This window comes from Streptomyces sp. NPDC087215 (assembly GCF_044744885.1).
GTDB lineage: Bacteria > Actinomycetota > Actinomycetes > Streptomycetales > Streptomycetaceae > Streptomyces.
The window spans coordinates 184,664-206,417 of sequence record NZ_JBIUZD010000011.1; the positions used below are offsets into that span (position 1 = coordinate 184,664).

Annotated in this window: 20 protein-coding genes and 1 pseudogene; 14 read left to right on the forward strand and 7 right to left on the reverse strand. The window is 72.9% G+C overall.

Annotated elements, in window-relative coordinates; translation table 11 throughout:
- The first annotated feature begins 12 nt into the window (after positions 1-12).
- Positions 13-1,548: a hypothetical protein gene (locus ACIO92_RS25670; RefSeq protein WP_366442582.1), complete on the forward strand. Its 1,536-nt coding sequence runs from the start codon at positions 13-15 to the stop codon at positions 1,546-1,548.
- 237 nt (positions 1,549-1,785) lie between these two features.
- Here ACIO92_RS25670 and ACIO92_RS25675 read toward each other — a convergent pair.
- From ACIO92_RS25675 to ACIO92_RS25690, 4 genes and pseudogenes are all read right to left on the reverse strand, one after another.
- Positions 1,786-2,424 (reverse strand): annotated as a pseudogene (locus ACIO92_RS25675) (TetR/AcrR family transcriptional regulator); the annotation flags it as partial.
- A gap of 129 nt (positions 2,425-2,553) precedes the next feature.
- Entirely contained in the window at positions 2,554-3,228 is a 675-nt protein-coding gene (locus ACIO92_RS25680) for a phosphatase PAP2 family protein (protein ID WP_366442580.1), read from the reverse strand.
- Positions 3,229-3,339: 111 nt separating this feature from the next.
- Positions 3,340-4,275: a M56 family metallopeptidase gene (locus ACIO92_RS25685; protein ID WP_366442579.1), complete on the reverse strand. Its 936-nt coding sequence runs from the start codon at positions 4,273-4,275 to the stop codon at positions 3,340-3,342.
- A gap of 229 nt (positions 4,276-4,504) precedes the next feature.
- Positions 4,505-5,110, reverse strand: coding sequence for a DUF5134 domain-containing protein (locus ACIO92_RS25690; RefSeq protein WP_366442578.1), 606 nt, complete (start codon positions 5,108-5,110; stop codon positions 4,505-4,507).
- 172 nt (positions 5,111-5,282) lie between these two features.
- On the opposite strand from ACIO92_RS25690, the gene ACIO92_RS25695 reads away from it, so the two are divergent.
- The 4 genes from ACIO92_RS25695 to ACIO92_RS25710 all read left to right on the forward strand — a co-directional run bounded on the left by ACIO92_RS25695 (position 5,283) and on the right by ACIO92_RS25710 (position 9,281).
- Complete coding sequence (locus ACIO92_RS25695) at positions 5,283-5,834, forward strand: GNAT family N-acetyltransferase (RefSeq protein WP_366442577.1); 552 nt, start codon at positions 5,283-5,285, stop codon at positions 5,832-5,834.
- 167 nt (positions 5,835-6,001) lie between these two features.
- On the forward strand, positions 6,002-7,408 hold the full coding sequence (locus tag ACIO92_RS25700; RefSeq protein WP_366442576.1) for a DUF6421 family protein: 1,407 nt from the start codon (positions 6,002-6,004) through the stop codon (positions 7,406-7,408).
- 35 nt (positions 7,409-7,443) lie between these two features.
- Positions 7,444-8,205: an SDR family NAD(P)-dependent oxidoreductase gene (locus tag ACIO92_RS25705; RefSeq protein ID WP_384859363.1), complete on the forward strand. Its 762-nt coding sequence runs from the start codon at positions 7,444-7,446 to the stop codon at positions 8,203-8,205.
- A complete protein-coding gene (locus tag ACIO92_RS25710; protein ID WP_366442574.1) occupies positions 8,202-9,281 on the forward strand; it encodes a low specificity L-threonine aldolase in 1,080 nt (359 codons plus the stop codon). Before ACIO92_RS25705 ends, ACIO92_RS25710 begins: the two co-directional genes overlap by 4 nt.
- A gap of 69 nt (positions 9,282-9,350) precedes the next feature.
- Here ACIO92_RS25710 and ACIO92_RS25715 read toward each other — a convergent pair whose 3' ends face one another.
- The gene (locus ACIO92_RS25715) at positions 9,351-10,544 is read right to left on the reverse strand and encodes a GDSL-type esterase/lipase family protein (protein WP_366442573.1); all 1,194 of its coding nucleotides are present in this window, start codon (positions 10,542-10,544) and stop codon (positions 9,351-9,353) included.
- 629 nt (positions 10,545-11,173) lie between these two features.
- Between ACIO92_RS25715 and ACIO92_RS25720 the strand changes: the two genes are divergently transcribed.
- The 3 genes from ACIO92_RS25720 (at position 11,174) to ACIO92_RS25730 (ending at position 13,392) form a co-directional block, all read left to right on the forward strand.
- The gene (locus ACIO92_RS25720; RefSeq protein WP_366442572.1) at positions 11,174-11,818 is read left to right on the forward strand and encodes a restriction endonuclease; all 645 of its coding nucleotides are present in this window, start codon (positions 11,174-11,176) and stop codon (positions 11,816-11,818) included.
- A 154-nt stretch (positions 11,819-11,972) separates the two neighbouring features.
- Positions 11,973-12,491, forward strand: a complete 519-nt coding sequence (locus ACIO92_RS25725; protein WP_366442571.1) for an adenylate kinase — start codon at positions 11,973-11,975, stop codon at positions 12,489-12,491.
- Between the two features lie 208 nt (positions 12,492-12,699).
- On the forward strand, positions 12,700-13,392 hold the full coding sequence (locus ACIO92_RS25730; protein WP_366442570.1) for a phenylalanine--tRNA ligase beta subunit-related protein: 693 nt from the start codon (positions 12,700-12,702) through the stop codon (positions 13,390-13,392).
- Between the two features lie 21 nt (positions 13,393-13,413).
- Here ACIO92_RS25730 and ACIO92_RS25735 read toward each other — a convergent pair whose 3' ends face one another.
- Positions 13,414-14,136 (reverse strand): lysophospholipid acyltransferase family protein, encoded by a 723-nt coding sequence (locus tag ACIO92_RS25735; protein WP_402282911.1) that lies wholly within the window; start codon positions 14,134-14,136, stop codon positions 13,414-13,416.
- Positions 14,137-14,466: 330 nt separating this feature from the next.
- On the opposite strand from ACIO92_RS25735, the gene ACIO92_RS25740 reads away from it, so the two are divergent.
- The 5 genes from ACIO92_RS25740 (at position 14,467) to ACIO92_RS25760 (ending at position 19,002) form a co-directional block, all read left to right on the forward strand.
- On the forward strand, positions 14,467-14,778 hold the full coding sequence (locus tag ACIO92_RS25740) for a TlpA family protein disulfide reductase (protein ID WP_402058962.1): 312 nt from the start codon (positions 14,467-14,469) through the stop codon (positions 14,776-14,778).
- A gap of 197 nt (positions 14,779-14,975) precedes the next feature.
- The gene (locus tag ACIO92_RS25745) at positions 14,976-15,500 is read left to right on the forward strand and encodes a flavin reductase family protein (protein ID WP_402282909.1); all 525 of its coding nucleotides are present in this window, start codon (positions 14,976-14,978) and stop codon (positions 15,498-15,500) included.
- A 201-nt stretch (positions 15,501-15,701) separates the two neighbouring features.
- Positions 15,702-16,487 carry an electron transfer flavoprotein subunit beta/FixA family protein gene (locus tag ACIO92_RS25750; RefSeq protein WP_366442566.1) on the forward strand — a complete coding sequence of 262 codons (786 nt, stop codon included), beginning with the start codon at positions 15,702-15,704 and terminating at the stop codon, positions 16,485-16,487.
- Positions 16,488-16,575: 88 nt separating this feature from the next.
- The gene (locus ACIO92_RS25755; RefSeq protein WP_366442565.1) at positions 16,576-17,538 is read left to right on the forward strand and encodes an electron transfer flavoprotein subunit alpha/FixB family protein; all 963 of its coding nucleotides are present in this window, start codon (positions 16,576-16,578) and stop codon (positions 17,536-17,538) included.
- Between the two features lie 174 nt (positions 17,539-17,712).
- Positions 17,713-19,002, forward strand: a complete 1,290-nt coding sequence (locus ACIO92_RS25760) for a DUF6986 family protein (protein ID WP_366442564.1) — start codon at positions 17,713-17,715, stop codon at positions 19,000-19,002.
- A gap of 236 nt (positions 19,003-19,238) precedes the next feature.
- On the opposite strand, the gene ACIO92_RS25765 is transcribed toward ACIO92_RS25760, so the two are convergent.
- On the reverse strand, positions 19,239-20,273 hold the full coding sequence (locus ACIO92_RS25765; protein ID WP_366442563.1) for a LacI family DNA-binding transcriptional regulator: 1,035 nt from the start codon (positions 20,271-20,273) through the stop codon (positions 19,239-19,241).
- Positions 20,274-20,482: 209 nt separating this feature from the next.
- On the opposite strand from ACIO92_RS25765, the gene ACIO92_RS25770 reads away from it, so the two are divergent.
- The gene (locus tag ACIO92_RS25770; RefSeq protein ID WP_402282906.1) at positions 20,483-21,529 is read left to right on the forward strand and encodes an ROK family protein; all 1,047 of its coding nucleotides are present in this window, start codon (positions 20,483-20,485) and stop codon (positions 21,527-21,529) included.
- Positions 21,530-21,754 lie beyond the last annotated feature (225 nt).

Below are 21,754 nucleotides of genomic sequence, written 5' to 3' on the forward strand. Positions count from 1 at the left end.
AGGGAGGACGGAGTGACTTCGTTGCGAACCCCGCGCACCTCATCCATCACGCGTGATCCGCGTGCACGGATCAGACGACTGGGCGTGGCATCCGCCGCGGTCGGACTGCTGGCCACACTGCTCACGGCCGGGCCCGCGGCCGCCATCCCGGACCCCGGAGACGCCCTCGTCGAGGGAACGGTCTCCTCGCAGCAGAGGGCGGAGGCCCGCGCCGCCATCCAGAGCGGCGAGATACCCGGCGTGGACGAGATAGTCCACAGCTCCAACATCGAGCACCTCGCGAACGTCCCCAAGGACGCGCTGCAGAGCCTCAACACGGACCTCGCGTTCCAGGGCAAGTACGCCTTCGCGGGCAACTACGACGGCTTCCGGATCTTCGACATCAGCAACCCGAAGGCCCCGAAGACCGTCGCCCAGGTCCTGTGCCCCGGCTCCCAGAACGACATCTCCGTCTCCGGGAACCTGCTGTTCCTCTCGACGGACTCCTCCCGGAGCGACAACTCCTGCTCCAGCACCACGCAGCCCGCGTCGGTGAAGGAGTCCTGGGAGGGCATGAAGATCTTCGACATCAGCGACGTCCGCAACCCGAAGTACGTCTCCGCCGTCGAGACGGCGTGCGGTTCGCACACCCACACGCTGGTGCCGAAGAAGAAGGACGTCTACGTCTACGTCTCCTCCTACTCGCCCAACGCCGCCTTCCCGGACTGCCAGCCCCCGCACGACGGCATCTCCGTGATCAAGGTGCCCCGCAAGGCCCCCCAGAAGGCCGCGATCGTCAGCTTCCCCGTCCTCTTCCCGGGCACGGGCCCGGACGGCGGCGGCAACCCGGGCGGGCCGACCAACCCGGGCGTCTCCAAGACCACCGGCTGCCACGACATCACCGTGCTGCCGGAGGAGGACCTCGCCGCCGGTGCCTGCATGGGTGACGGCATCCTCTTCGACATCAAGGACCCCGAGCGTCCGAAGGTGATCGACCAGGTCCAGGACAACGTCAACTTCGCGTTCTGGCACTCCGCGACCTTCAACCTGAAGGCGAACAAGATCGTCTTCACCGACGAGCTGGGCGGCGGCGGCGCGGCCACCTGCAACGCCCAGGTCGGCCCGAACCGGGGCGCCAACGGCATCTACGACATCGTCGGCAAGGGCAAGAAGAGCAAGCTCGTCTTCCGCAGCTACTTCAAGATCCCGCGCCACCAGGCCGACACCGAGAACTGCGTCGCCCACAACGGCTCCCTGATCCCGGTCAAGGGCAAGGACCTCATGGTCCAGTCCTGGTACCAGGGCGGCGTCTCCGTCTGGGACTTCACCGACTCGTCCCGGCCGAAGGAGATCGGCTACTTCGAGCGCGGCCCCGTCTCCGCCACCACCATGGCGACGGGCGGCTCGTGGTCCGCGTACTACTACAACGGCTACATCTACTCCAACGACATCGCCAAGGGCTTCGACGTGCTGAAGCTCTCCGACCGTCGTACCGACCCCGCGAAGCGCATCCGGATGGACGAGCTCAACGTCCAGACGCAGCCGGACTACTTCGACTACGACGACTGAGCCGACCCCGGCTCCCCGGCCGTCCCCGTCGGCCCCGCCGTCCCCGTGGAACCCGTGGCCGGGGACGGCCGCTCCGGCCCGTGAGGGCCGGCTGACGGACTGAACGGCGGTGGGGGGGCCGGGGGGGCCCCCCCCCCCCCCCCCCCCCCCCCCCCCCCCCCCCCCCCGCCGGGGGGCCCCCCCCCCCCCCGCCGCCCCGGGGGGCCCGGGGGGGGGGGCGGCCCGCCCCGGCCGGGGGGGGCGGGGGCCCGCCCGCCCGGGGGGGGGGCCGCGGGGCGCCCCCCCCCCGGGCGCCACACCCGCCTCCCAGTCGAGCCCGTAGCGGTGGAACAGCTCCGACCGCAGCCGCGCGAGGGGCATCCCCGCGCCCGGGAGCAGCACCGCCACCACCGCGCCCATCAGCAGGGCGCGCAGCATCGGATAGTCCGTCTCCACGTCCCGCGAGCCGTACCGCGTCACGGTGTCCCGCAGCAGGAACGCCAGCCGCTGCTGCTCCTCGCACCGCACGAACCCCTCGGCCTGCAGGATGCCCGCCATATGGGTCCGCATCAGGGTCGGGCGCTCCGCCGCGAGGCCCAGGACCGCGTCGATCGCGCGGGCCATCCGCTCCTCGCCGTCCTCCGTGCGCGGCTCGCGCTCCAGCGCCTCCTCCAGCGTGAGGTGCATCAGCCGGTGCACGGCCGCCTGGAGCAACTGGCGCTTGCCGGGGAAGTAGTACGAGATCAGTCCCCGCGCGATACCGGCCCGCTCCGCGATGTCGCCGAGCGTCGTGGCCTCGTAACCACGTCTGTCCACCAGCTCCACCGTGGCCTGGAGAATGCGCTCCCGCGACCTGCGGCGCAGCTCTTCATTGACCGATGGGCTACGCGGGGACATGCTGGACTCCTGCGTTGACTGGCTGTCGGCCAATGTACTCGGCGCATTCCGTCGGCATGTCCGTGTGACAGGCCGACGGAGCCGCCGTCTGTTCTGGGCGACACGGGGGATCGTCCAGAACAGGCGGCTTCACTTCTCCCCTTCCATGGTGCTCCTCCCGCCCCCGGCGCCCGGGTGCCCTTCGCGCCGCTCGACCCGGCGGTACGCCAGGATCGCCACGGCCACGCAGCACCAGCCGAACAGCCAGCCGCCCAGCACGTCCGTCGGCCAGTGCACGCCCAGATAGACCCGGGTCCACCCCACCCCGAGGACCGAGACCACGGCGACGCCCGCGGCGGTGCCCCAGCCGCGCCACCCGTCCCGCCAGTACAGCGCGAGCACCCAGAGCAGCAGCCCGCAGGTCACCGTCGCCGTCATGACGTGCCCGGACGGGAAGGCGGCGAAGTGCGCCGAGTCGACCGGATCGACCCACTGCGGCCGCTCCCGCCCCACCAGCGCCTTCAGTCCCTGCTGGAGCCCCATGGCCAGCAGGCTCGTGCCCACCACCCACAGGGCCGTGCGCCGCTCCCGCCGCCACCAGAGGAACAGGGCGGTCGCGGCGGCCAGGGCGCGCATCGTCCAGGTGTCCCACACCCAGTCGCTGAGGATCCGGTTGAGATGGGTGAACCCCGGGTGGGTGACGGCGTGCTGGTGGAGGGTGTCGGCGACCGAACGGTCGAAGGAGAGCAGCGGGGACCAGCCCGCGGCGACGAGCACGAGCAGCAGGACGGCCAGGACTCCGGAGACCACGGCGGAGGTACGCATGGACCGATCCTGCCCGACCTTCCGTTCCGGATGATCGTCCGGGGGGTCCCCGCGCGCCGCCGAGCGGTCCGTGGAGCGTGTCCCGGCACGGCCGGGCGCCGTCATCGGCCGCTACCCCAGGGTGCGGAGGGCCGGGACGAAGGCCACGAGCACCGGGACCACCGGCACCAGGGCGGCGGCGGCCGTCAGCCGCAGGCGATGGCCCGCGGTGAGCCGGGGCGTTGCCGTGAGCAGTCGGTTCACCCGCTGCGGGAGGCTCGCGCCGGAGGTCGGCACCGGCCCGAACACCCCCCGGTCCTCGTTGAGTTCGACCAGGGCCAGGGCGATCGTGAGGCGCCCGAAGCGGCGCGAGGCCACGTCGTCGGCGGCGAGTTCCACCAGCCGGTGCATCTCCTCGCGGAAGGCGGCGAAGACGGGGACGCCGGGGAATCCGGCGGCCAGCGCCCCCGAGCAGTGCAGCAGCCAGTCGTGCCGGGCCCGCGCGTGTCCCTGCTCGTGCGCCAGGAGGGCGTCGAGCTGACGGCCCTTGAGCCGTCGCAGCGCCGCCGTGGTGACGACGAGCCGGGGCGTCGTCCCGGGCAGCCACCAGGCGTCGGCCCGCTCGCCCTCCAGGACGACGAGCCGCTCGGCCCCGGGCCGTTCGCCCGGGAGCAGGGGCGCCCGGACCAGCAGCTCGCAGCGGCGCCGACGACGCCGGGCGCGGGCGTGACCGATCTCGCGGCCGAGCATCGCCCCGGACCAGAGCCCGCCCGCCGCCAGGCCCACCGCGAGGACGGCGGACCAGGGGCCGGTCGTGCCGAGTTCGTAGGCGTCGATCACCGCGCGCGGGGCGGGTGCGAAGACCTGGCCCCGGACGGCCTGCCAGGTGGCGGAGGCGCTGAACGTCATGGAGAGCGCGAAGCTCAGCAGCACGGCGGCGACCACGCACTGCCAGACCCAGAGGGCCACCACGGGTTCTCGCTCGGCCCAGTGGGCCCGCGCGAGGAGCCGGGGGGCGGTGAGCGCGGTGAGGAGGCCGAGCAGGAGCAGCACGAGGGAGACCCACATGGGCGTCACCCTATGAGCGGGATACGGGTCGGGGGTACGGCCTCGGGCACCAAGTGACGTACACCACGGTTTCGTTGTCGTCGGAGAGTCGTCGGAGAGTCGTCGGAGAGTCGTCGGGGAGTGCTCGGGGGCTGCCGGTGGGCCGCCGCCGGTGGGGCCACGGAGCGGTCGCCGGTCGACTTCGGCGGGATTCGGTGTACTTCGACGGGCTCGCGCCGGTCCGGCCCGATCAGAGCGTCAGCAGCATCGCGACCGTCACGAGCGCCATCGAGAGCCTGCACGCCAGCGCCAGCTCCGGGCGGGTGACCCAGCCGCCCCCGGCTCCCATGGTCGCGGCTCCCGTGCCCCCGGTGCCGACGCCCGCGTCGGCCGGTGCCGCCACCGGGACGAGCCGGGTGCCCGTGTGGAGCACGTACACCCCGTAGTAGAGGAGCAGGGTGCCGGTGAGCAGGGGGACGCCCCCCGCCGTGGCCGCCGGGTGGCCCGTGTGCGCTCCGGGACCTGCCGACGCCATCGCCAGCGCCATGTAGACCATGGCGAGCGAGCCCACCAGATGGTGCGCGTGGTGGCCGCCGTGCCGCCCCCCGAGCAGTCCGGACAGCCCGTGTAGGGCCGCCGCGCCGAACACCGCCGCGTACACCGCCCAGCCCCACTCCGGCCGGGTGAGCACCGCCGCGGGCAGCGCCATGGAGGCCATGCCGAAGCCCATCACGGCCTCGCCGCCCGCCGCCCGCCGGGCCGCGCCGACGCACACCCGCGTCCGCAGCAGGCAGTACACCCCCGTGGCCGTGCACAGGGCGACCATCAGCCACCCGGACAGGGCCGCTCCGTGCACGGCGCACCTCCCTCGGCTCGGGCCCGCTCCCCGGTAGGGATGCCCGCCGCCGTCCGCACACACGCGGGCGCACGGACGCGCACAGGCGTACGGAAAGGGGGAGGAGGGGGCGCGTTAGGCTCGGGCCGGTCGCGCACCGCGATCGTCAGCGCCCGAGGGGAGCCCCGCACACATGGACACCGCCACGTCGCAGGAGACCGGCCGGATCACCTACCGGGAGGCGGTCGTGGACGACGTCCCGGCCCTCGTCCCGCTCGTCGAGTCGGCCTACCGGGGCGACGCCAGCCGGGGCGGCTGGACCACGGAGGCGGACCTCCTCCAGGGGCAGCGCACCGACCCGGCGGGGGTGGCCGCCGTGATCACCACGCCCGGCAGCAGGCTCCTGGTCGTCGAGCGCGACGGCGAGATCGTCGCCTGCTGCCAGCTGGAGCACCGGGACGAGGCCGCGTACTTCGGCATGTTCGCCGTCCGCCCGGAACTGCAGGGCGCGGGTCTGGGCAAGCTGATCATCGCGGAGGCCGAGCGCCGGGTCCGCGAGCTGTGGGACGTGCGGGAGATGCACATGACGGTGATCTCCGTGCGGGAGGAACTGGTCGCCTGGTACGAGCGCCGCGGCTACCGGCGCACCGGGCGGATGACCCCGTTCCCGTACGGCGACGAGCGCTTCGGAGTGCCCCAGCGCGACGATCTGGAGTTCGAGCTCCTGGTGAAGCCGCTGATCTGACGCTGATCTGATCCACTCGACGGAAGGGTGGCTTCAACCCTTCGAGACAGGAAAAACTTCTGCCGACAGGGGGGTCACGCAGGATAATTTCTCTTGGCCCCCTTGTGGTGAAGAACCGCCGATGGTTACGGTGTCTTAACGCGAGGTTCTCCTGTGGAGGAAGTGGCATGACGGAAATTCTTGTGCAGGACGTGACCGGTGGAGGGATAGCCACCGCAGCCCGGGTGGTCGACCACCCCGCCTGGCCCGAGCTCAAGAATGCCGTGGAGGAGATCCGCACCTGGCAGAGCGCGGACGGTTCCATCGACTTCGAGCGCGAGGGCGCACCCGCCCGCGCGCTCGCCGAGCTGACCCTCGACCGCGTCACCACCGCGGTCGAACGGCTCTCCCCGCTCGTCCCGCACGACGGCGCCTACCACCTGGCCCTCGTCGCCGACCTGCGCAAGTGGGGCGAGAGCGGCTTCACCGTCCCGGACTTCCTGGACTCGCTGCTCGCCTTCCACCCGGCCGCCGACCGCGCCGACGGGCTCCAGCACCTCGTGCTCTTCCCGATGTACACGCAGAACGGCAACCCGGACCGCAACCTCGAAGCCGTCGTGCTCCGCATGGTCTGGCCCGAGTGGCTCTCCGAGCTGGAGCGCACCCGCTACGACAACCCGCTCTTCTGCGGCATCACCTTCGAGGACTTCACCTCCGGGTACGACACCAACTCGGCCGTCCTCTTCCCGGAGACCATCGCCGTCCGCGAGGCCCCCGAGCGCTTCACCTGGGGCGGCATCTTCTGCGACCGCGAGGCCGCCCGCTTCCGCAAGGTCACCGAAGCAGCCGTCGACATCCTCGGCATCGAGCTGCCCGCCGACATCGCCGCGATGATCGACGACCAGACCCGCTGCGAGCAGGCGTTCGTCCTCTGGGACATGGTCCACGACCGCACCCACAGCCACGGCGACCTGCCCTTCGACCCCTTCATGATCAAGCAGCGCCAGCCGTTCTGGATGTACGGCCTCGAAGAGCTCCGCTGCGACCTCACCGCCTTCAAGGAGGCCGTGAAGCTGGAGGCCGAGGGCAACGCGCACGGCCGTGACGTGCAGTACGCGGTCCTCTTCGACCGCATGTTCCGCTTCCCGCTCTCCGGCGACCGCAACCGCAACTACGACGGTCTGGGCGGCCAGCTCCTCTTCGCGTACCTCCACAAGAACGACGTGGTGCGCTGGACGGACAACACCCTCAAGATCGACTGGCAGCGGGCCCCCGAGGTCACCAACCGACTCTGCGCCGAGATCGAGACGCTCTACCGCGACGGCATCGACCGCCCGAAGCTCGTCCACTGGTTCAAGGCGTACGAGCTGGTCTCCACCTACCTCTCCCCGCACCCGGGCTCCACCTGGGCCAAGGGCCCCGACGCCCTGGACCTCTCCCTCCCGCCGCGCAAGCTCGTCGACGAGGTGCTTCCCGACGAGTTTCCGCTCAGCATGTTCTTCGAGGCCCTCGCCAAGAAACTGAAGGGCGTGATCGCCGAGACCAAGGGGATCACCGCCGCCGACGTCCCGCGGCACGAGCGGGCCGCCGCGTGAGCGCGCGCACCGAGAACACGGAGGAGACGTCGACCATGAACACCGACGGAAACGGCGGACCGCTCGACGGTGCCGTCATCGCGGTCGCCGGAGCGGCAGGCCCGGCGGGCCGCGCCACCCTGCTGCGCCTCGCCGAGGCGGGCGCCACGGTGGTCGCGTCCGACGCCGACCCGGAGCGCCTCGCGGAGGCCGTCGACGCCGCCGGCTACGCCCACGGCGGAGCCAAGGTCGTCGGCGACACCGTCGACCTCCTCGACCTGGCCGCCACCCGCGACTGGGCCGCCAAGACCGAGAAGGAGTTCGGCCGCGTCGACGGCCTGGTCCACCTCGTCGGCGGCTGGCGCGGCAGCCCCTCCTTCACCGAGACGGACCTCGCCGACTGGGACTTCCTGGAGAAGCTCCTCATCCGCACCGTCCAGCACACCTCCCTCGCCTTCCACGACGGACTGCTGCGCAGCGGCGGCCGCGGCCGCTACGCCCTGATCAGCCAGGTCGGCGCGCACAAGCCGCTGGCCAACAACGCCGCGTACAACGCGGGCAAGGCGGCGGCCGAGGCCTGGACCCTCGCCATGGCCGACTCCTTCCGCAAGCTCGGGGGCGACGACGGCCCGCAGGCGGCGGCTGCGATCCTGGTGATCAAGGCATTGGTGCACGAGGCCATGCGCGCCGAACGCCCCAACGCGAAGTTCGCGGGCTTCACCGACGTCGGTGACCTCGCCGACGAGATCGTCGGCCTGTGGGACAGGCCCGCCCAGGAAGTGAACGGACAGCGTCTGTGGTTGACCCCCAAGCCGTGACCGCGGCCCTCGGCCCCAGGACCGACGCACGTCGTCGCCACGACCCGTCGGTCCGGGGCTTCGCCAGCGACAACTACGCCGGTGCCCACCCCGAGGTCCTCGCCGCCATCGCCCTCGCCAACGACGGCCACCAGGTCGCCTACGGCGAGGACCAGTACACCGAGCACCTCCAGCGGATCATGCACAGCCACTTCGGCCCCACCGCCGAGGCCTTCCCGGTCTTCAACGGCACCGGGGCCAACGTGACCGCCCTCCAGGCGCTCACCGACCGCTGGGGCGCGGTCATCTGCGCCGAGTCCGCCCACATCAACGTGGACGAGGGCGGCGCGCCGGAGCGGATGGGCGGCCTCAAGCTGCTCACCGTCCCCACCCCGGACGGCAAGCTCACCCCCGAGCTGATCGACCGGCAGGCCTGGGGCTGGGACGACGAGCACCGGGCGATGCCGCAGGTCGTCTCCCTCACCCAGAACACCGAGCTGGGCACCGTCTACACGGTGGACGAGATCCGCGCCATCGTCGAGCACGCCCACGGCAAGGGCATGAAGGTGCACCTCGACGGGGCCCGGATAGCCAACGCCGCCGCCTCCCTCGACGTCCCGATGCGCGCCTTCACCAACGCGGTGGGCGTCGACGTCCTGTCGTACGGCGGCACGAAGAACGGGATGCTCTTCGGCGAGGCCGTCGTCGTCCTCAACCCCGACGCGGTCAGCCACATGAAGCACCTGCGCAAGCTGTCCATGCAGCTCGCGTCCAAGATGCGCTTCGTCTCCGTCCAGCTGGAGGCCCTCCTCGCGAAGGACCTGTGGCTGCGCAACGCCCGTCACTCCAACGCGATGGCGCGGCGGCTCGCCGCCGGGGTCCGCGAGGTCGACGGGGTGGAGATCCTCTACCCGGTGCAGGCCAACGCGGTCTTCGCCCGGCTGCCGCACGAGGTGAGCCGACGGCTCCAGGAGCGGTTCCGCTTCTACTTCTGGGACGAGGCCGCCGGGGACGTGCGCTGGATGTGCGCCTTCGACACCACCGAGGACGACGTGGACGCCTTCCTCCAGGCGCTGAAGGAAGAACTCGCCCGCTGACCCCCGGCACGCGAACGGCGGGGAGAAGGGCGGACCGCCGGAGCGAAGCGGCGGTCCGCCCCCGTCGTTCTACGGGACCGGCGTCAGGTACATGCCGGTGTGGTCGGCCCCCGGGGTGTTCCGGCAGCTCACCCCGGAGGCCGCGGGCTGTGCCACGGCCAGCGCCAGACAGCGGCCGAGGGCGAGCTGGCCGTAGTGGTTCGGGTGCATCGACTCCTGGACCGGGCCCTGGGTCTCGTTGGTGTCGATCCAGCGCGCCCATTCGCTCGTCCTCGCCGAGGCGGGGACGGAGGAGCTCACCAGCTTGCTGGACTTCGCGCAGACCTCGCGCCCCTGGAGCATGTCGCGCAGGTCCAGGAACTGGGCGCCCTTGGCCGCGGCGACCGCCTTGATCCGGTTCGCCAGCTGCGGCACGAGCGAGTCCCTCGCCCAGTCGGAGTCACGGTTCCAGAAGGGACAGCCGCCGGTGTTCAGCCGGCTCCAGTCGCTCTGCGTGTACCGGTTCTCCGCGCCCCGGGGGATCGGTGAGGGGTAGGACTGGAGCACGACCCGGTACGAGGAGTCGGCGTAACCGGCCCCGCGCATCACGGCCCGGATCTCGTCGACGGACTTGCCGATGCCCGCGACCACGGCGTCGATCTTCCCGTCCACGGCGTACTGCTGGTCGTCGTAGCAGTAGGAGCCCCAGAGGACGAAGTCGTAGGCGCACTCCTCGATGATGTCGGCGAAGCCCAGGTCGTTGCCGCCGATCGACAGCACGATCACCCTGACGTCGCGGCTCGCGGCGACGGCGGCGAGCTGGTCGGCCTGCGGGGCCTCGCCCTTGAGGGGCACGCCCCCGTTCGCGGCGCGGAAGACGTTCTCCGACGTCGCGCCGGAGCAGGCCAGGTTCACGGCCGTGTCGGCGAGGGGGCCCGCGCTGAGCACCTCGGCCGAGTCCGAGCGGTCGCAGCCGCCCGCGCTCGCCCCGTACACCTTGGCGGGGTCGTACGAGCTGCCGCTGACCCACGCGCGGTCGGTGCCGTTCCTGCTGCCGCTGTCGGTCAGGCTGTTGCCCTTCCAGCGTCCGGCCTCGCCGGAGACGTAGCTGTCGCCCATGGACACCACGGCGGTGGGTCCGGTGCCCGGACCGGCCGCCGAGGTCCCGGCGCCCGCCGAGAGCAGCCCGCCCACGGCGAGCATCACCGCCGTCGCGGCGCCGGCGGTCCTTCGCACCCGGCCGTGGACGGCCCTGTCGTTGCCTGCCTTGCGGAATCCGATCACGCGGAACTCCTGCGGTCGGCCACGCCGGAGCGGCCGACGACGCGCGACGGCGACTGCGGTGCGTGGCACGGAAAGTGGGGGGTGCCTCCGGCGCCGGTGGCATCGGAAAGGTGCCATGCGCCGACTTGTTACCGCTAGGTACAGAATGATTACGATGAGGTAACGCCCGATCGTTCGGTCGGCTCCGCGTTCCGGGGCCGTCGGCGCGGCGGGCGGCCTGCCCTCGCGCGGCGCGCGGCGGCCGGACCGCGCGGACCGGAGCCTTTCCGACCCCGTGGACGGCTCCGACCTGTGCGAACGGGCGGCAACCGGACAGCGTCGGCGGGATTTCCGCCATCGTGCGCCGACCCGCTGCGGCCGGGGTGCGCGGTCCGCTGCACTGGCCGGGGCCGCCCCGGACCGGCCGGGCGGGCCGAGGGGAAGAGGGTCTCCATGACGACGACCGACGTGCCGGACACCGGTCGACCGGCGCGGGGCGCACCGGGGACGGGCGCGTGAGCGGCCGGGCCCGGCCGGGCCCCCGGCGGTCCTCCGCCGTGCGCCGCTCGGCGCCGCACCGGTCCCGTGCCCGTCCGCCCCGTCGGCGGCCCGCGTCCGGACGCCGTCCCGCGCCCCGGCGCCGGGGCGGGGTGTCGGGCGGGGAGCGGGCCGTTCTGTTCCTGCTGGCCCTGGCCCTCGTGTGGGGCCTGGTCGCCGGAGCGCTGCGGTGGCTTGCCGCGCATCCCTGGGTGCCGGGAGTGCTCCTCCTCGCCCTGGCCGCCGCCGGTGGGGCGTGGCTGCACCGGCGGCGGGAGGCGGCCCGCCGGGACCGGGTGCGGGAGCGGGGACTGCGTTACGAGCTGCCGCGGATCGACGCCCTGCACCACCAGCAGTTCGAGGAGGCCGTACGGGACCTGATGCGCCGCGACGGCTGTCCCGGGGCGGTCCGGGTCGGCGGAGCCGGTGACAACGGCGCCGATGTGAAGGCGACCGACCCGTTCGGCCGTCTGTGGGTGATCCAGTGCAAGCACCGCAGGGCGGGACTGGCCGGTGCGGCGGTCGGGACACCGGATCTGCACGTCCTCAACGGGACCGGACGGCCCGTCCACCACGGTGACGTCGTCGTCCTGGTCACCAACGGCCGTTTCACGGGCAGGGCCGTCGAGTTCGCCCGCTCCCAGCGGCTGCACCTGGTGGACCGTCATCTCCTCGCCCGGTGGGCCGCCGGTTCCACGCCCCTGTGGGAACTGCTGGGTACGGTCCCGCCCCCGCGCCGCCCCTCGTCCGGCTCCTGAGTCCGGCTCCTGAGTTCGGCTCCTGGGTCCGGCTCCTGGGTTCGGCGAGGGGCCCGGCGGGGGAGCCCGGCGAGGAGGCGTGGTGAGGGGTCCGGCGAGGGGGCCGCGCGGTCGGGGCGGAGGTCCGTGCGGGCCACGGGATAGGGTGCGCCCCGTGGAACGGATCTTGGTGGTGGGCGTCACCGGCGCGGGCAAATCCACCCTCGCCCGGACCCTGGGCGCCCGGCTGGGCCTGCCCCATCACGAGATGGACGCCCTGTACTACGACGGCCCCGGCTGGGCCGTCAACCCCCGGCTGGCCGAGGCCGTGTCGGGTCTGGCCGCCGGACCCCGCTGGATCGTCGACTCGCTGGGGAGCCCCGAGGTCCGTGATCGGCTGTGGGACCGGGCCGACACCGTGGTCTGGCTCGACTACCCCCGGCGGGTCGTGATGCCGAGGGTGCTGCGCCGGTCCCTCCGGCGCAGCCTCACCCGCGAGGTCCTCTTCGGCGGCAACAGGGAGACCTGGAAGGACTGGCTGAGCCCGGAGCACCCCGCCCGGTGGTCCTGGTCCCAGCACGGAGCCCGCCACCGGGAGATCGGGCGCCTCGTCCGCGATCCCCGCTTCGCGCCTCTCGACACCCTCCGCTTCGGCCGTCCCGAGGCCACCGCGACCTGGCTCGCATCGCTCTGACCGCGTCGGCGGGCGGCGCGTCGCAGGGATGGACGTCCCGGGGGAGACTCGTACGGACCGCAAGGACGGTCCATCGTGATGCACCATACGGTCCTCTATACTGAACCGCATCCGGTCGCCCCGACGTCCTGCGCGCCGCACCCGACCGGCCCCCTCTGGCGGACGCTCCCCACCGAGCCCCGCACCCGGACACGGCGAACGGCGGATCATGACCCTCACGCTCACAGTCTCCGACGAGGTGCGCACCCTCGCGCCCGGCTTCACCCATCTTCTCGTCGAAGCCCGCGGACTGGTCAACGGGCCCAGCGACGAGGCCAGTTCGGCGCTCCTCGACGAGGCCGCGCGACGGCTCGCCGAGCGCCTCGACGGCCGGAGCCCCGACCAGGACCCGCACGTCGCCGCCTGGCGCGCCGCGTACACCGCGTTCGGCACCAAGCCCTCCCGCACCCGCAACTCCGCGGAGGCGCTCGCCCGCCGCGCGCTCGCGGACGGCGGACTGCCCCGCATCAACCGGCTGGTCGACGCCTACAACGCGGTCAGCGTGGCCCATCTGATCCCGGTGGGCGGCGAGGACCTGGGGCGGGTCCGGGGTGCCATGAGCCTGGTGCGGGCCACCGGCGACGAGCCCTTCGTCACCGTGGCGGGCGGTGTGGAGACGGTGGAGCACCCCGAGCCCGGCGAGGTCGTCTGGCGCGACGAGGAGGGTGTCACCTGCCGCCGCTGGAACTGGCGCCAGGGCCCCCGCACCCGCATCGACGACGACACCACCGACGCCTTCTTCCTGCTGGAGTCGCTGGCCCCCATGACCCGGGACGAACTGGTCGCGGCGGGCAGGGAACTGGCGGAGTCCCTGGAGAAGCTCAGCCCCGGCGCCCGGATCACCGTCGGTGACCCGGAGTGACCGGGGGCCGCTCCGGTCGGCTCAGCCCGCTTCCTTGACCTGCGCGGGCGTCGGAGCCGTACCTCCGAGGTGCGCGGGCACCCACCAGGTGTCGTCCGCGTCCTTCGGGCGGACCGGGTAGGCGCGCTGGGCCGCCTCCAGGAGTTCCTGGACGCGCTCGCGCAGCCGCCGGGTGATGGCGCCCGCGTACTGGTCGGCGGGCGCCTCCAAGGGCTCGCCGACCCGGATCGTCACCGGGATGTGGCTGCGCCGGAAGTTCCTCGGGCGGCCCTTCGTCCAGACGCGCTGGGTACCCCACAGGGCCATCGGGACGAGCGGGACGCCCGCCTCCTGCGCGAGGCGCGCCGCCCCCGTCTTGAAGCTCTTCAGGGTGAACGACTCGGAGATCGTCGCCTCCGGGAAGACGCCGACGATCTCACCGGCGCGCAGCGATTCCAGGGCGTGCCGGTAGGCGTGCTCGCCCTGCGACCGGTCCACCGGGATGTGCTTCATGCCGCGCATCAGCGGTCCCGAGACCTTGTGCCGGAAGACGGAGTCCTTCGCCATGAAGCGCACCAGACGCTTCTGCGGGAGGGCCGCGAGGCCCGTGAAGATGAAGTCGAGGTAGCTGATGTGGTTGCTCACCAGCACCGCTCCGCCGGTCCGCGGGATGTGCTCGGAACCCTGGATGTCGATCTTCAGGTCGAGTGCTTTGAACAGGGCGAGCGCGGCACCGACGACCGGTCGATAGACGAGTTCTGCCATCGGAGAGGAACCTCTTCTTCGTCTTGCCTGGGGAGGGTCTCCCGGCGAAGTTACGCGGCCGTAGGTTTTCGGCTTTGGGCAGATCGTGCCCCATGTGGGCCGCCGTGACCAGTCCAGGCGGCTTCGTACAGGGAGATTCTCGTCACTCGCGGTGGTCGTGGCGGGAATCGAACGGGCCCGTGCGACGCTGCACGGGAGAGCGCGGGTGCGCACGCGTGCGAGAGGGCCGTCCGTACCGGCATTCGGCCCTCTCCGCGCGAGGCCGTACGCGCGCGGAGAGCAGCGGAGAGCAAGCGGGAAAGCCGGAGAACCGAGAGGAAGGCGGAGGGGATGACCGAGGTCCTGGATCCGGAGGCGCTGGGCGCCCCCCTGGGGGAGCGGGCGACCCTCGTCCAGTTCTCCACGGCCTTCTGTCAGCCGTGCCGCGCCACCCGGCAGACCCTCGCCGAGGTGGCCGCCATGGTCCCCGGCGTCGGACACGTGGAGATCGACGCCGAGGAGCGGCTGGCACTCGTCCGCGCGCTCGGGGTCACCCGTACCCCGACCGTCCTCGTCCTCGACGCGACGGGCCGGGTCGTCCGGCGCGCCGCCGGACAACCGCGCACGGCGGATGTCATCGCCGCGCTCGGGCGGGCGCTCTGACGCCGTGACACTCCTCCCACATCGCGGTACGCACTTGACTGCGCACGGCAACGATCGTCACCCTGGCGGAGTGCCCCCAGAACTCCTTCTCTACGGCCGGACCCATGTGGACCTGGCCCGCAACGCGAGCGCGCGCTGTCCGGGTGTCTGACGACCCCAGGACACCTCCCATGCCGCCCCCGCAGAAGGACAATTCCATGACGGTTTCGCCCGAGCTCCGTACCGTTCCCGCCGTCGGCGCACCCCGGTCGGCCTCTCCCGATCTGCTCCGTTCCGTCTTCCGCAGGCACGCGGCGGGCGTCGCCGTCGTCACCGCGCACGGCGAACGCCCGGTCGGTTTCACCGCGACCTCGCTCAACTCCGTCGCCGCCGAGCCCCCGCTGATCTCCTTCGGGGTGGGCACCTCCTCCTCCAGCTGGCCCGTGCTGGCCGAGACCGAGCACATAGGCGTGCACATACTCGGCGAGCACCAACAGGAACTGGCCGCCACCTTCGCGCGCAGCGGGGCGGACCGCTTCGGCGGGGGCACCCGCTGGAGCGTCGGCCCCGAGGGCGTGCCCGTGCTCGACGGTGTGCTCGCCTGGCTGGTGTGCCGGATCGTGGCACGGGTGCCCGCGGGCGACCACCGGATCGTGATCGCGCAGGCGGTCGCGGGCGACCCCGAGGGCGCGGGCCGTCCGCTGCTCTACCACCACGGGCGCTTCAACGCGCTGCGCGACTGAGAGTTCCCGCGCGCGCCGCTCTCCGCGCGTCGGGCAGATCACACGCCTGAGCGCTTGCTCATGGGTCACGAACTGGGTGTACTGGCGAGTAATATTCTGGTCGGGGCGTCCGGCGCCCCGACCGGGACCCCGCCCTCCGGGCGCCTATGCTGCGAGCAACAAGGCAGCCGAGTTAGTGACGATTGCAGTAGGAGAGCCGGCGTGAGCTTGAGGATCGTTGTCTGTGTGAAGTACGTGCCCGACGCCACCGGCGACCGGCACTTCGCCGATGACCTGACCGTCGACCGCGAGGACGTCGACGGCCTGCTGTCGGAGCTCGACGAGTACGCCGTCGAGCAGGCGCTGCAGATCGCCGAGGAGGCCGACGACGCCGAGGTCACCGTGCTCACGGTCGGCCCCGAGGACGCCAAGGACGCGCTTCGCAAGGCGCTCTCGATGGGCGCCGACAAGGCGGTCCACGTCGAGGACGACGACCTGCACGGCAGCGACGTCATGGCCACCTCGCTGGTCCTGGCCAAGGCGATCGAGAAGACCGGCTACGACGTGGTCATCGCGGGCATGGCCTCCACCGACGGCTCGATGGGCGTCCTCCCGGCCGTCCTCGCCGAGCGCCTGGGCGTCCCGCAGGTCACCCTGCTCTCCGAGGTCAGGATCGAGGACGGCAAGGTCACCGGCCGCCGTGACGGCGACACCGCCTCCGAGCAACTGGAGGCCTCCCTCCCGGCGGTCGTGTCCGTGACCGACCAGTCCGGCGAGGCGCGCTACCCCTCCTTCAAGGGCATCATGGCGGCCAAGAAGAAGCCGGTCGAGTCCCTGGACCTGTCCGACCTCGGCATCGAGGCCGAGGAAGTGGGTCTGGAAGGCTCCTGGACCGCGGTCGACTCCGCCGCCGAACGTCCGGCGCGCACCGCCGGAACGATCGTCAAGAACGAGGGCGAGGGCGGCAAGCAGCTCGCCGGCTTCCTCGCGGAGCAGAAGTTCATCTAGGACTCGGTCAGCTGGGCCGGGGGCACCCTCCCGGCCCGTGCGAGCCCTTCAGACCGCCCGTTTTTCGTTCGCAGGAGATTGAAGTCCCATGGCTGAGATTCTCGTCTACGTCGACCACGTCGACGGAGCCGTCCGCAAGCCCACCCTGGAGCTGCTGACCCTCGCCCGCCGCATCGGCGAGCCGGTCGCCGTCGCCCTCGGCACCGGTGCCGCCGACACCGCCGCCGTCCTCGCCGAGCACGGCGCCGTGAAGGTCCTGACCGCCGACGCGCCCGAGTTCGCCGACTACCTGGTCGTCCCGAAGGTCGACGCCCTCCAGGCCGCGTACGAGGCCGTCTCCCCGGCCGCCGTGCTCGTCCCGTCCTCCGCCGAGGGCAAGGAGATCGCGGCCCGCCTCGCGGTCCGCATCGGCTCCGGCATCATCACCGACGCCATCGACCTGGAGGCCGGTGACGAGGGCCCGGTCGCGACGCAGTCCGCGTTCGCCGCCTCCTTCACCACCAGGTCCCGTGTCTCCAAGGGCACCCCGGTCATCACGGTCAAGCCGAACTCGGCCCCCGTCGAGGCCGCCCCGGCCGCCGGTGCCGTCGAGGCCCTCGCGGTCTCCTTCGGCGCCCTCGCCACCGGCACCAAGGTGACCGCCCGCACCCCGCGCGAGTCCACCGGCCGCCCCGAGCTGACCGAGGCCGCGATCGTGGTCTCCGGCGGCCGAGGCGTCAACGGCGCCGAGAACTTCGGGATCATCGAGGCGCTCGCCGACTCGCTCGGTGCCGCCGTCGGCGCCTCCCGCGCCGCCGTCGACGCCGGCTGGTACCCGCACTCCAGCCAGGTCGGCCAGACCGGCAAGTCCGTCTCGCCGCAGCTGTACATCGCCTCCGGCATCTCCGGCGCGATCCAGCACCGCGCGGGTATGCAGACCTCGAAGACGATCGTCGCGATCAACAAGGACGCCGAGGCGCCGATCTTCGAGCTGGTCGACTACGGAGTCGTCGGCGACCTGTTCGACGTCGTCCCGCAGCTGACCGAGGAGATCAAGGCCCGCAAGGGCTGATCTTCCCGGCTCCGCAGGTCCGACCTGCTGTTCCGTACGGTCCGGGGGCCGCGTGGCGATCATCGCCGCGCGGCCCCCGGCCGTTTCGGACACCCATTGACGGGAGTCCTGACGGACTACTAACTTCGCCATACGGATTATTGATTCCGTGCAGCGGAAACAGGAGGATGTGGGATGGGTCAGCAGGAGAAGGTGTCGACGAGCCTCGCGGGCGCGGTCAGCGAGGGCATCAGCGCCTCCCTCGCCGCCGTGGACGCCGAGCTGGACCGCCGCTACCCCGGGGACCCCGGCACCCGACAGCCCGTCCACACCGTGTACGTACCGGGTGACGTCTTCGACGCCGCGACCGTCCGCTCCTGGGGCGACCGGGCCCTGGCCGCCCTCGACGAGCACGCCCCCGACGCCGACTCCTTCGCCCGGGTCCTCGGCCTCCCCGACGCCCTCGCCGGGGACGTCCACGAGCGCGTGGTCGCCAAGCTCCGGCGCGAGCCCGTCGAGGACCTCCGCGTCGACTTCGAGGACGGCTACTCCGGTACCGACGAGGACCAGGACGCCGCCCGCGCCGCCCGCCTGATCTCCGAGGCGTACCGCGACGGCACCGCCGCCCCCTACATGGGCATCCGGATGAAGTGCATGGAGTCCGCCGTACGCGACCGGGGCATCCGCACCACCGACGTCTTCCTCACCGGCCTCCTGGAGCACGGCGGCCTCCCCGACGGCCTCGTCCTCACCCTCCCCAAGGTGACCTACCCCGAGCAGGTCTCCGCCTTCGTCCGGCTCCTGGAGGCCTTCGAGAAGGCCCACGGCCTCGACGCGGGCCGCCTCGGCTTCGAGATCCAGATCGAGACCAGCCAGTCCATCCTCGCCGCCGACGGCACCGCCGCCGTCGCCCGTATGATCGGCGCCGCCGAGGGCCGCGCCACCGGACTCCACTACGGCACCTTCGACTACAGCGCCTGCCTCGGTGTCTCCGCCGCCCACCAGGCCAGCGACCACCCGGCCGCCGATCACGCCAAGGCGGTCATGCAGGTCGCCGCCGCGGGCACCGGCGTCCGCGTCTCCGACGGCTCCACCAACGTCCTGCCCGTCGGCAGCACCGAGCACGTCCACGAGGCGTGGCGGCTCCACTACGGCCTCACCCGCCGCGCCCTCGCCCGCGCCTACTACCAGGGCTGGGACATGCACCCCGGGCACATCCCCACCCGCTACGCCGCCGTCTTCGCCTTCTACCGCGAGGGCTTCGAGGCCGCAGCCGAGCGCCTCTCCGCCTACGCCAACCACGCGGGCGGCGACGTCATGGACGAGCCCGCCACCGCCAAGGCCCTCAGCTCCTACCTGCTGCGCGGCATCGACTGCGGCGCCCTCGACACCGCCGAGGTCGACGCCCTCACCGGCATGGACCGCGCCGCGCTCGACCGCTTCGCCGCACCCCGCCGGGGCGATCTCACCGCCTCCGCCGAGTAGCCGAAAAGCCGTCCCGGCCTGATCCATTCATGTTCAGGATCCGGCGCATGATCAGGATCCGGCCAACTGCCCCGTACCCTGAACGAGTTCACGCGCGGTCCGCGCAGCCGTACCCGCACTCATGCCCCGCGTACGTACCCGCGCCCCGGGAGGTCCGGTCCCGGGGGACCCGTACCGGGGACGCGCTCCGCCGCCGGGCGGGTGGCCGCTCGGCCACCCGGGGCCCCGCCCGGTCCTCAGGCGTCCGGCGGCCGGATCTCGCCCGAGCCCCGGGCCAGCAGCCTCGTGCCGAGGACCACCCGCTCCGGCGTCCCGCCCGCCCCCTCCAGCCGCCGGAACAGGCGCTCCGCCGCCGTCCGGCCGAGTGCGGCGGCGTCCTGCGCGATGACCGTGATGCCGAGCAGATCGGCGAGTTCGATGTCGTCGAACCCGACCAGGGCGACCGGCCGGGGGTGCTCGGCCAGGGTCCGGACGACCGTGACCGTGACCCGGTTGTTCCCCGTGAACACCGCCGTCACGGCCTCCGGCCCCGCCAGCATCTTCCGTACCGCCGTACGCACCCGTCCCGGGTCGGTGGATCCCGGCGCGACCCAGGTGTCCCTGACCGGGAGGTCCGCGTCCTCCATGGCCGCGCGGTAGCCGCGCAGCCGCTCGGCCGCCGTGTGGATGCGGGGACGGTCCCCGATGAAGCCGATCCGGCGGTGGCCGTGGGCGATCAGATGCGCCACGCCGTCCCTGGCCCCGCCGAAGCTGTCGGAGAGCACGGCGTCGGCGTCGATGCGGCCCGCAGGACGGTCCACGAAGACGGTGGCGACGCCCGCCCTGATCTCCGGTTCCAGATAGCGGTGGTCGTCACCGGCGGGGATCACGATCAGGCCGTCGACCCGGCGCGCGCACAGGGCGAGCGCCAACTCCTGCTCCCGGTCCGGGTCCTCGGCGCTCGACCCGTTGATCAGCAGGGCCCCGTGCGCCCGCGCGACCTCCTCCACCGCCCGGCTGAGCGGCCCGTAGAACGGGTCGGCGAGATCCTCCAGGACCAGGCCGACGGTCGCGGTGCGGCCCTTGCGCAGGACGCGCGCGCTGTCGTTGCGGCGGAAACCGAGGATCTCGATGGCCTCCTGGACCCGCCGCTCGGTGTCCTGGGTCACCCCCGGTTCGCCGTTCACCACCCGGGACACCGTCTTCAGGCCGACGCCCGCGCGCGCGGCGACGTCCTTCATCGTGGGCCGGGTGCCGTAGCGGTGGTCGGGGCGGCGGGCGGTGTCGGCCACGTGCGCGATTCCTCCGTCGTGGGGGCCGGGGACGTGCGGCCTCCCGGGCGGGACGCCAGGCCGTCTCCCGTGTCATCTCCCCGTGTCGTTTCTCCGAGTTGTCCGTCTCCGACCGAAGCATAGAACCTGGACAACGTTGTCACGGCGGGAGAGACTGATACGGAAGAGCGTCCCGCTTCCGTCCGCCGTCGACTGGAGACCCCGCGCCCATGCAGACCGATTCCGTCACGGGCTCCACCGGCGGCCTCGTCGTCGCCCTCGACATCGGCGGCACCAAGATCGCCGGTGCTCTGGTCGACACCGAGGGCCGCATCCGGGTCCGGGCGCGGCGGCCCACGCCCGCGCGCGAGGACGGGGGAACGGTGATGCGCGCGGTCGAGGAGGTGCTGACGGAGCTCTCCGGTTCGCCGCTGTGGGACTCCGCCGGTGCCGTCGGCATCGGCAGCGCGGGGCCCGTGGACGCGCACCGGGGAACGGTCAGTCCGGTCAACGTGCCCGGCTGGCGGGACTATCCGCTGGTGGACCGGGTGCGGCGGGCGACGGACGGGCGGCCCGTCACCCTGGTCGGGGACGGCGTGGCCATGACCGCCGCCGAGCACTGGCTCGGCGCGGCCCGGGGCCACGACAACGCGCTGTGCCTGGTCGTCTCCACGGGCGTCGGCGGCGGTCTCGTCCTCGGCGGACGGCTCCACCCCGGCCCCACGGGCAACGCCGGTCACATCGGTCACATCGTGGTGGACCTGGACGGCGAGCCCTGCGCCTGCGGAGGACGCGGCTGTGTGGAGCGGGTCGCCAGCGGCCCCCACCTGGCCCGCCGGGCCCTGGAGAACGGCTGGCGGCCGGGCCGGGACGGCGATGTCTCCGCGGCGGCGGTGGCCGCCTCCGCGCGGGCCGGTGACCCGGTCGCGGTCGCCTCCTTCGCGCGGGCGGCCCAGGCCCTGGCGGCGGGCATCGCCGCCACGGCCACCCTCGTCGAGATCGACATCGCGGTCGTCGGGGGCGGGGTCGCGCGCGCGGGCGAGGTCCTCTTCGCCCCTCTCCGCCGCAGCCTCGCCGACTACGCCACCCTGTCCTTCGTCCGGGACCTGACGGTCGTCCCCGCCGTCACCGGCACCGACGCGGGCCTGCTGGGCGCGGCGGCGGCCGCCGGAGCGGGGACGGCCACGGGCCGGACGGGGGCCGACGGGCCGGGGACGGCCACCGGGGGGAGCGCGAGCGGCGGTCCGGGGGCGGGAACCCCGTCGGTCTGGAGGTGAGCGGCCCGGAAGTCCCCGCGGCCCGGAAGCGGGCGCCCGGGAAGCGGGCGCCCGGAAGGCGGGCGGCCGGGGTGGGAGCGTCGTCGGCCCGGCGGTGAGCACCGGGGCCGACGGCCCGCGTCGGTGCGGGAGCGGACACCGTGGCGGGACCGATCCCCCTCGCGGGGGTGAGCGCCGGGCGTCGGCGACCCGCCCCGGTGAGCGACCGGAGGCACCTCACCACGC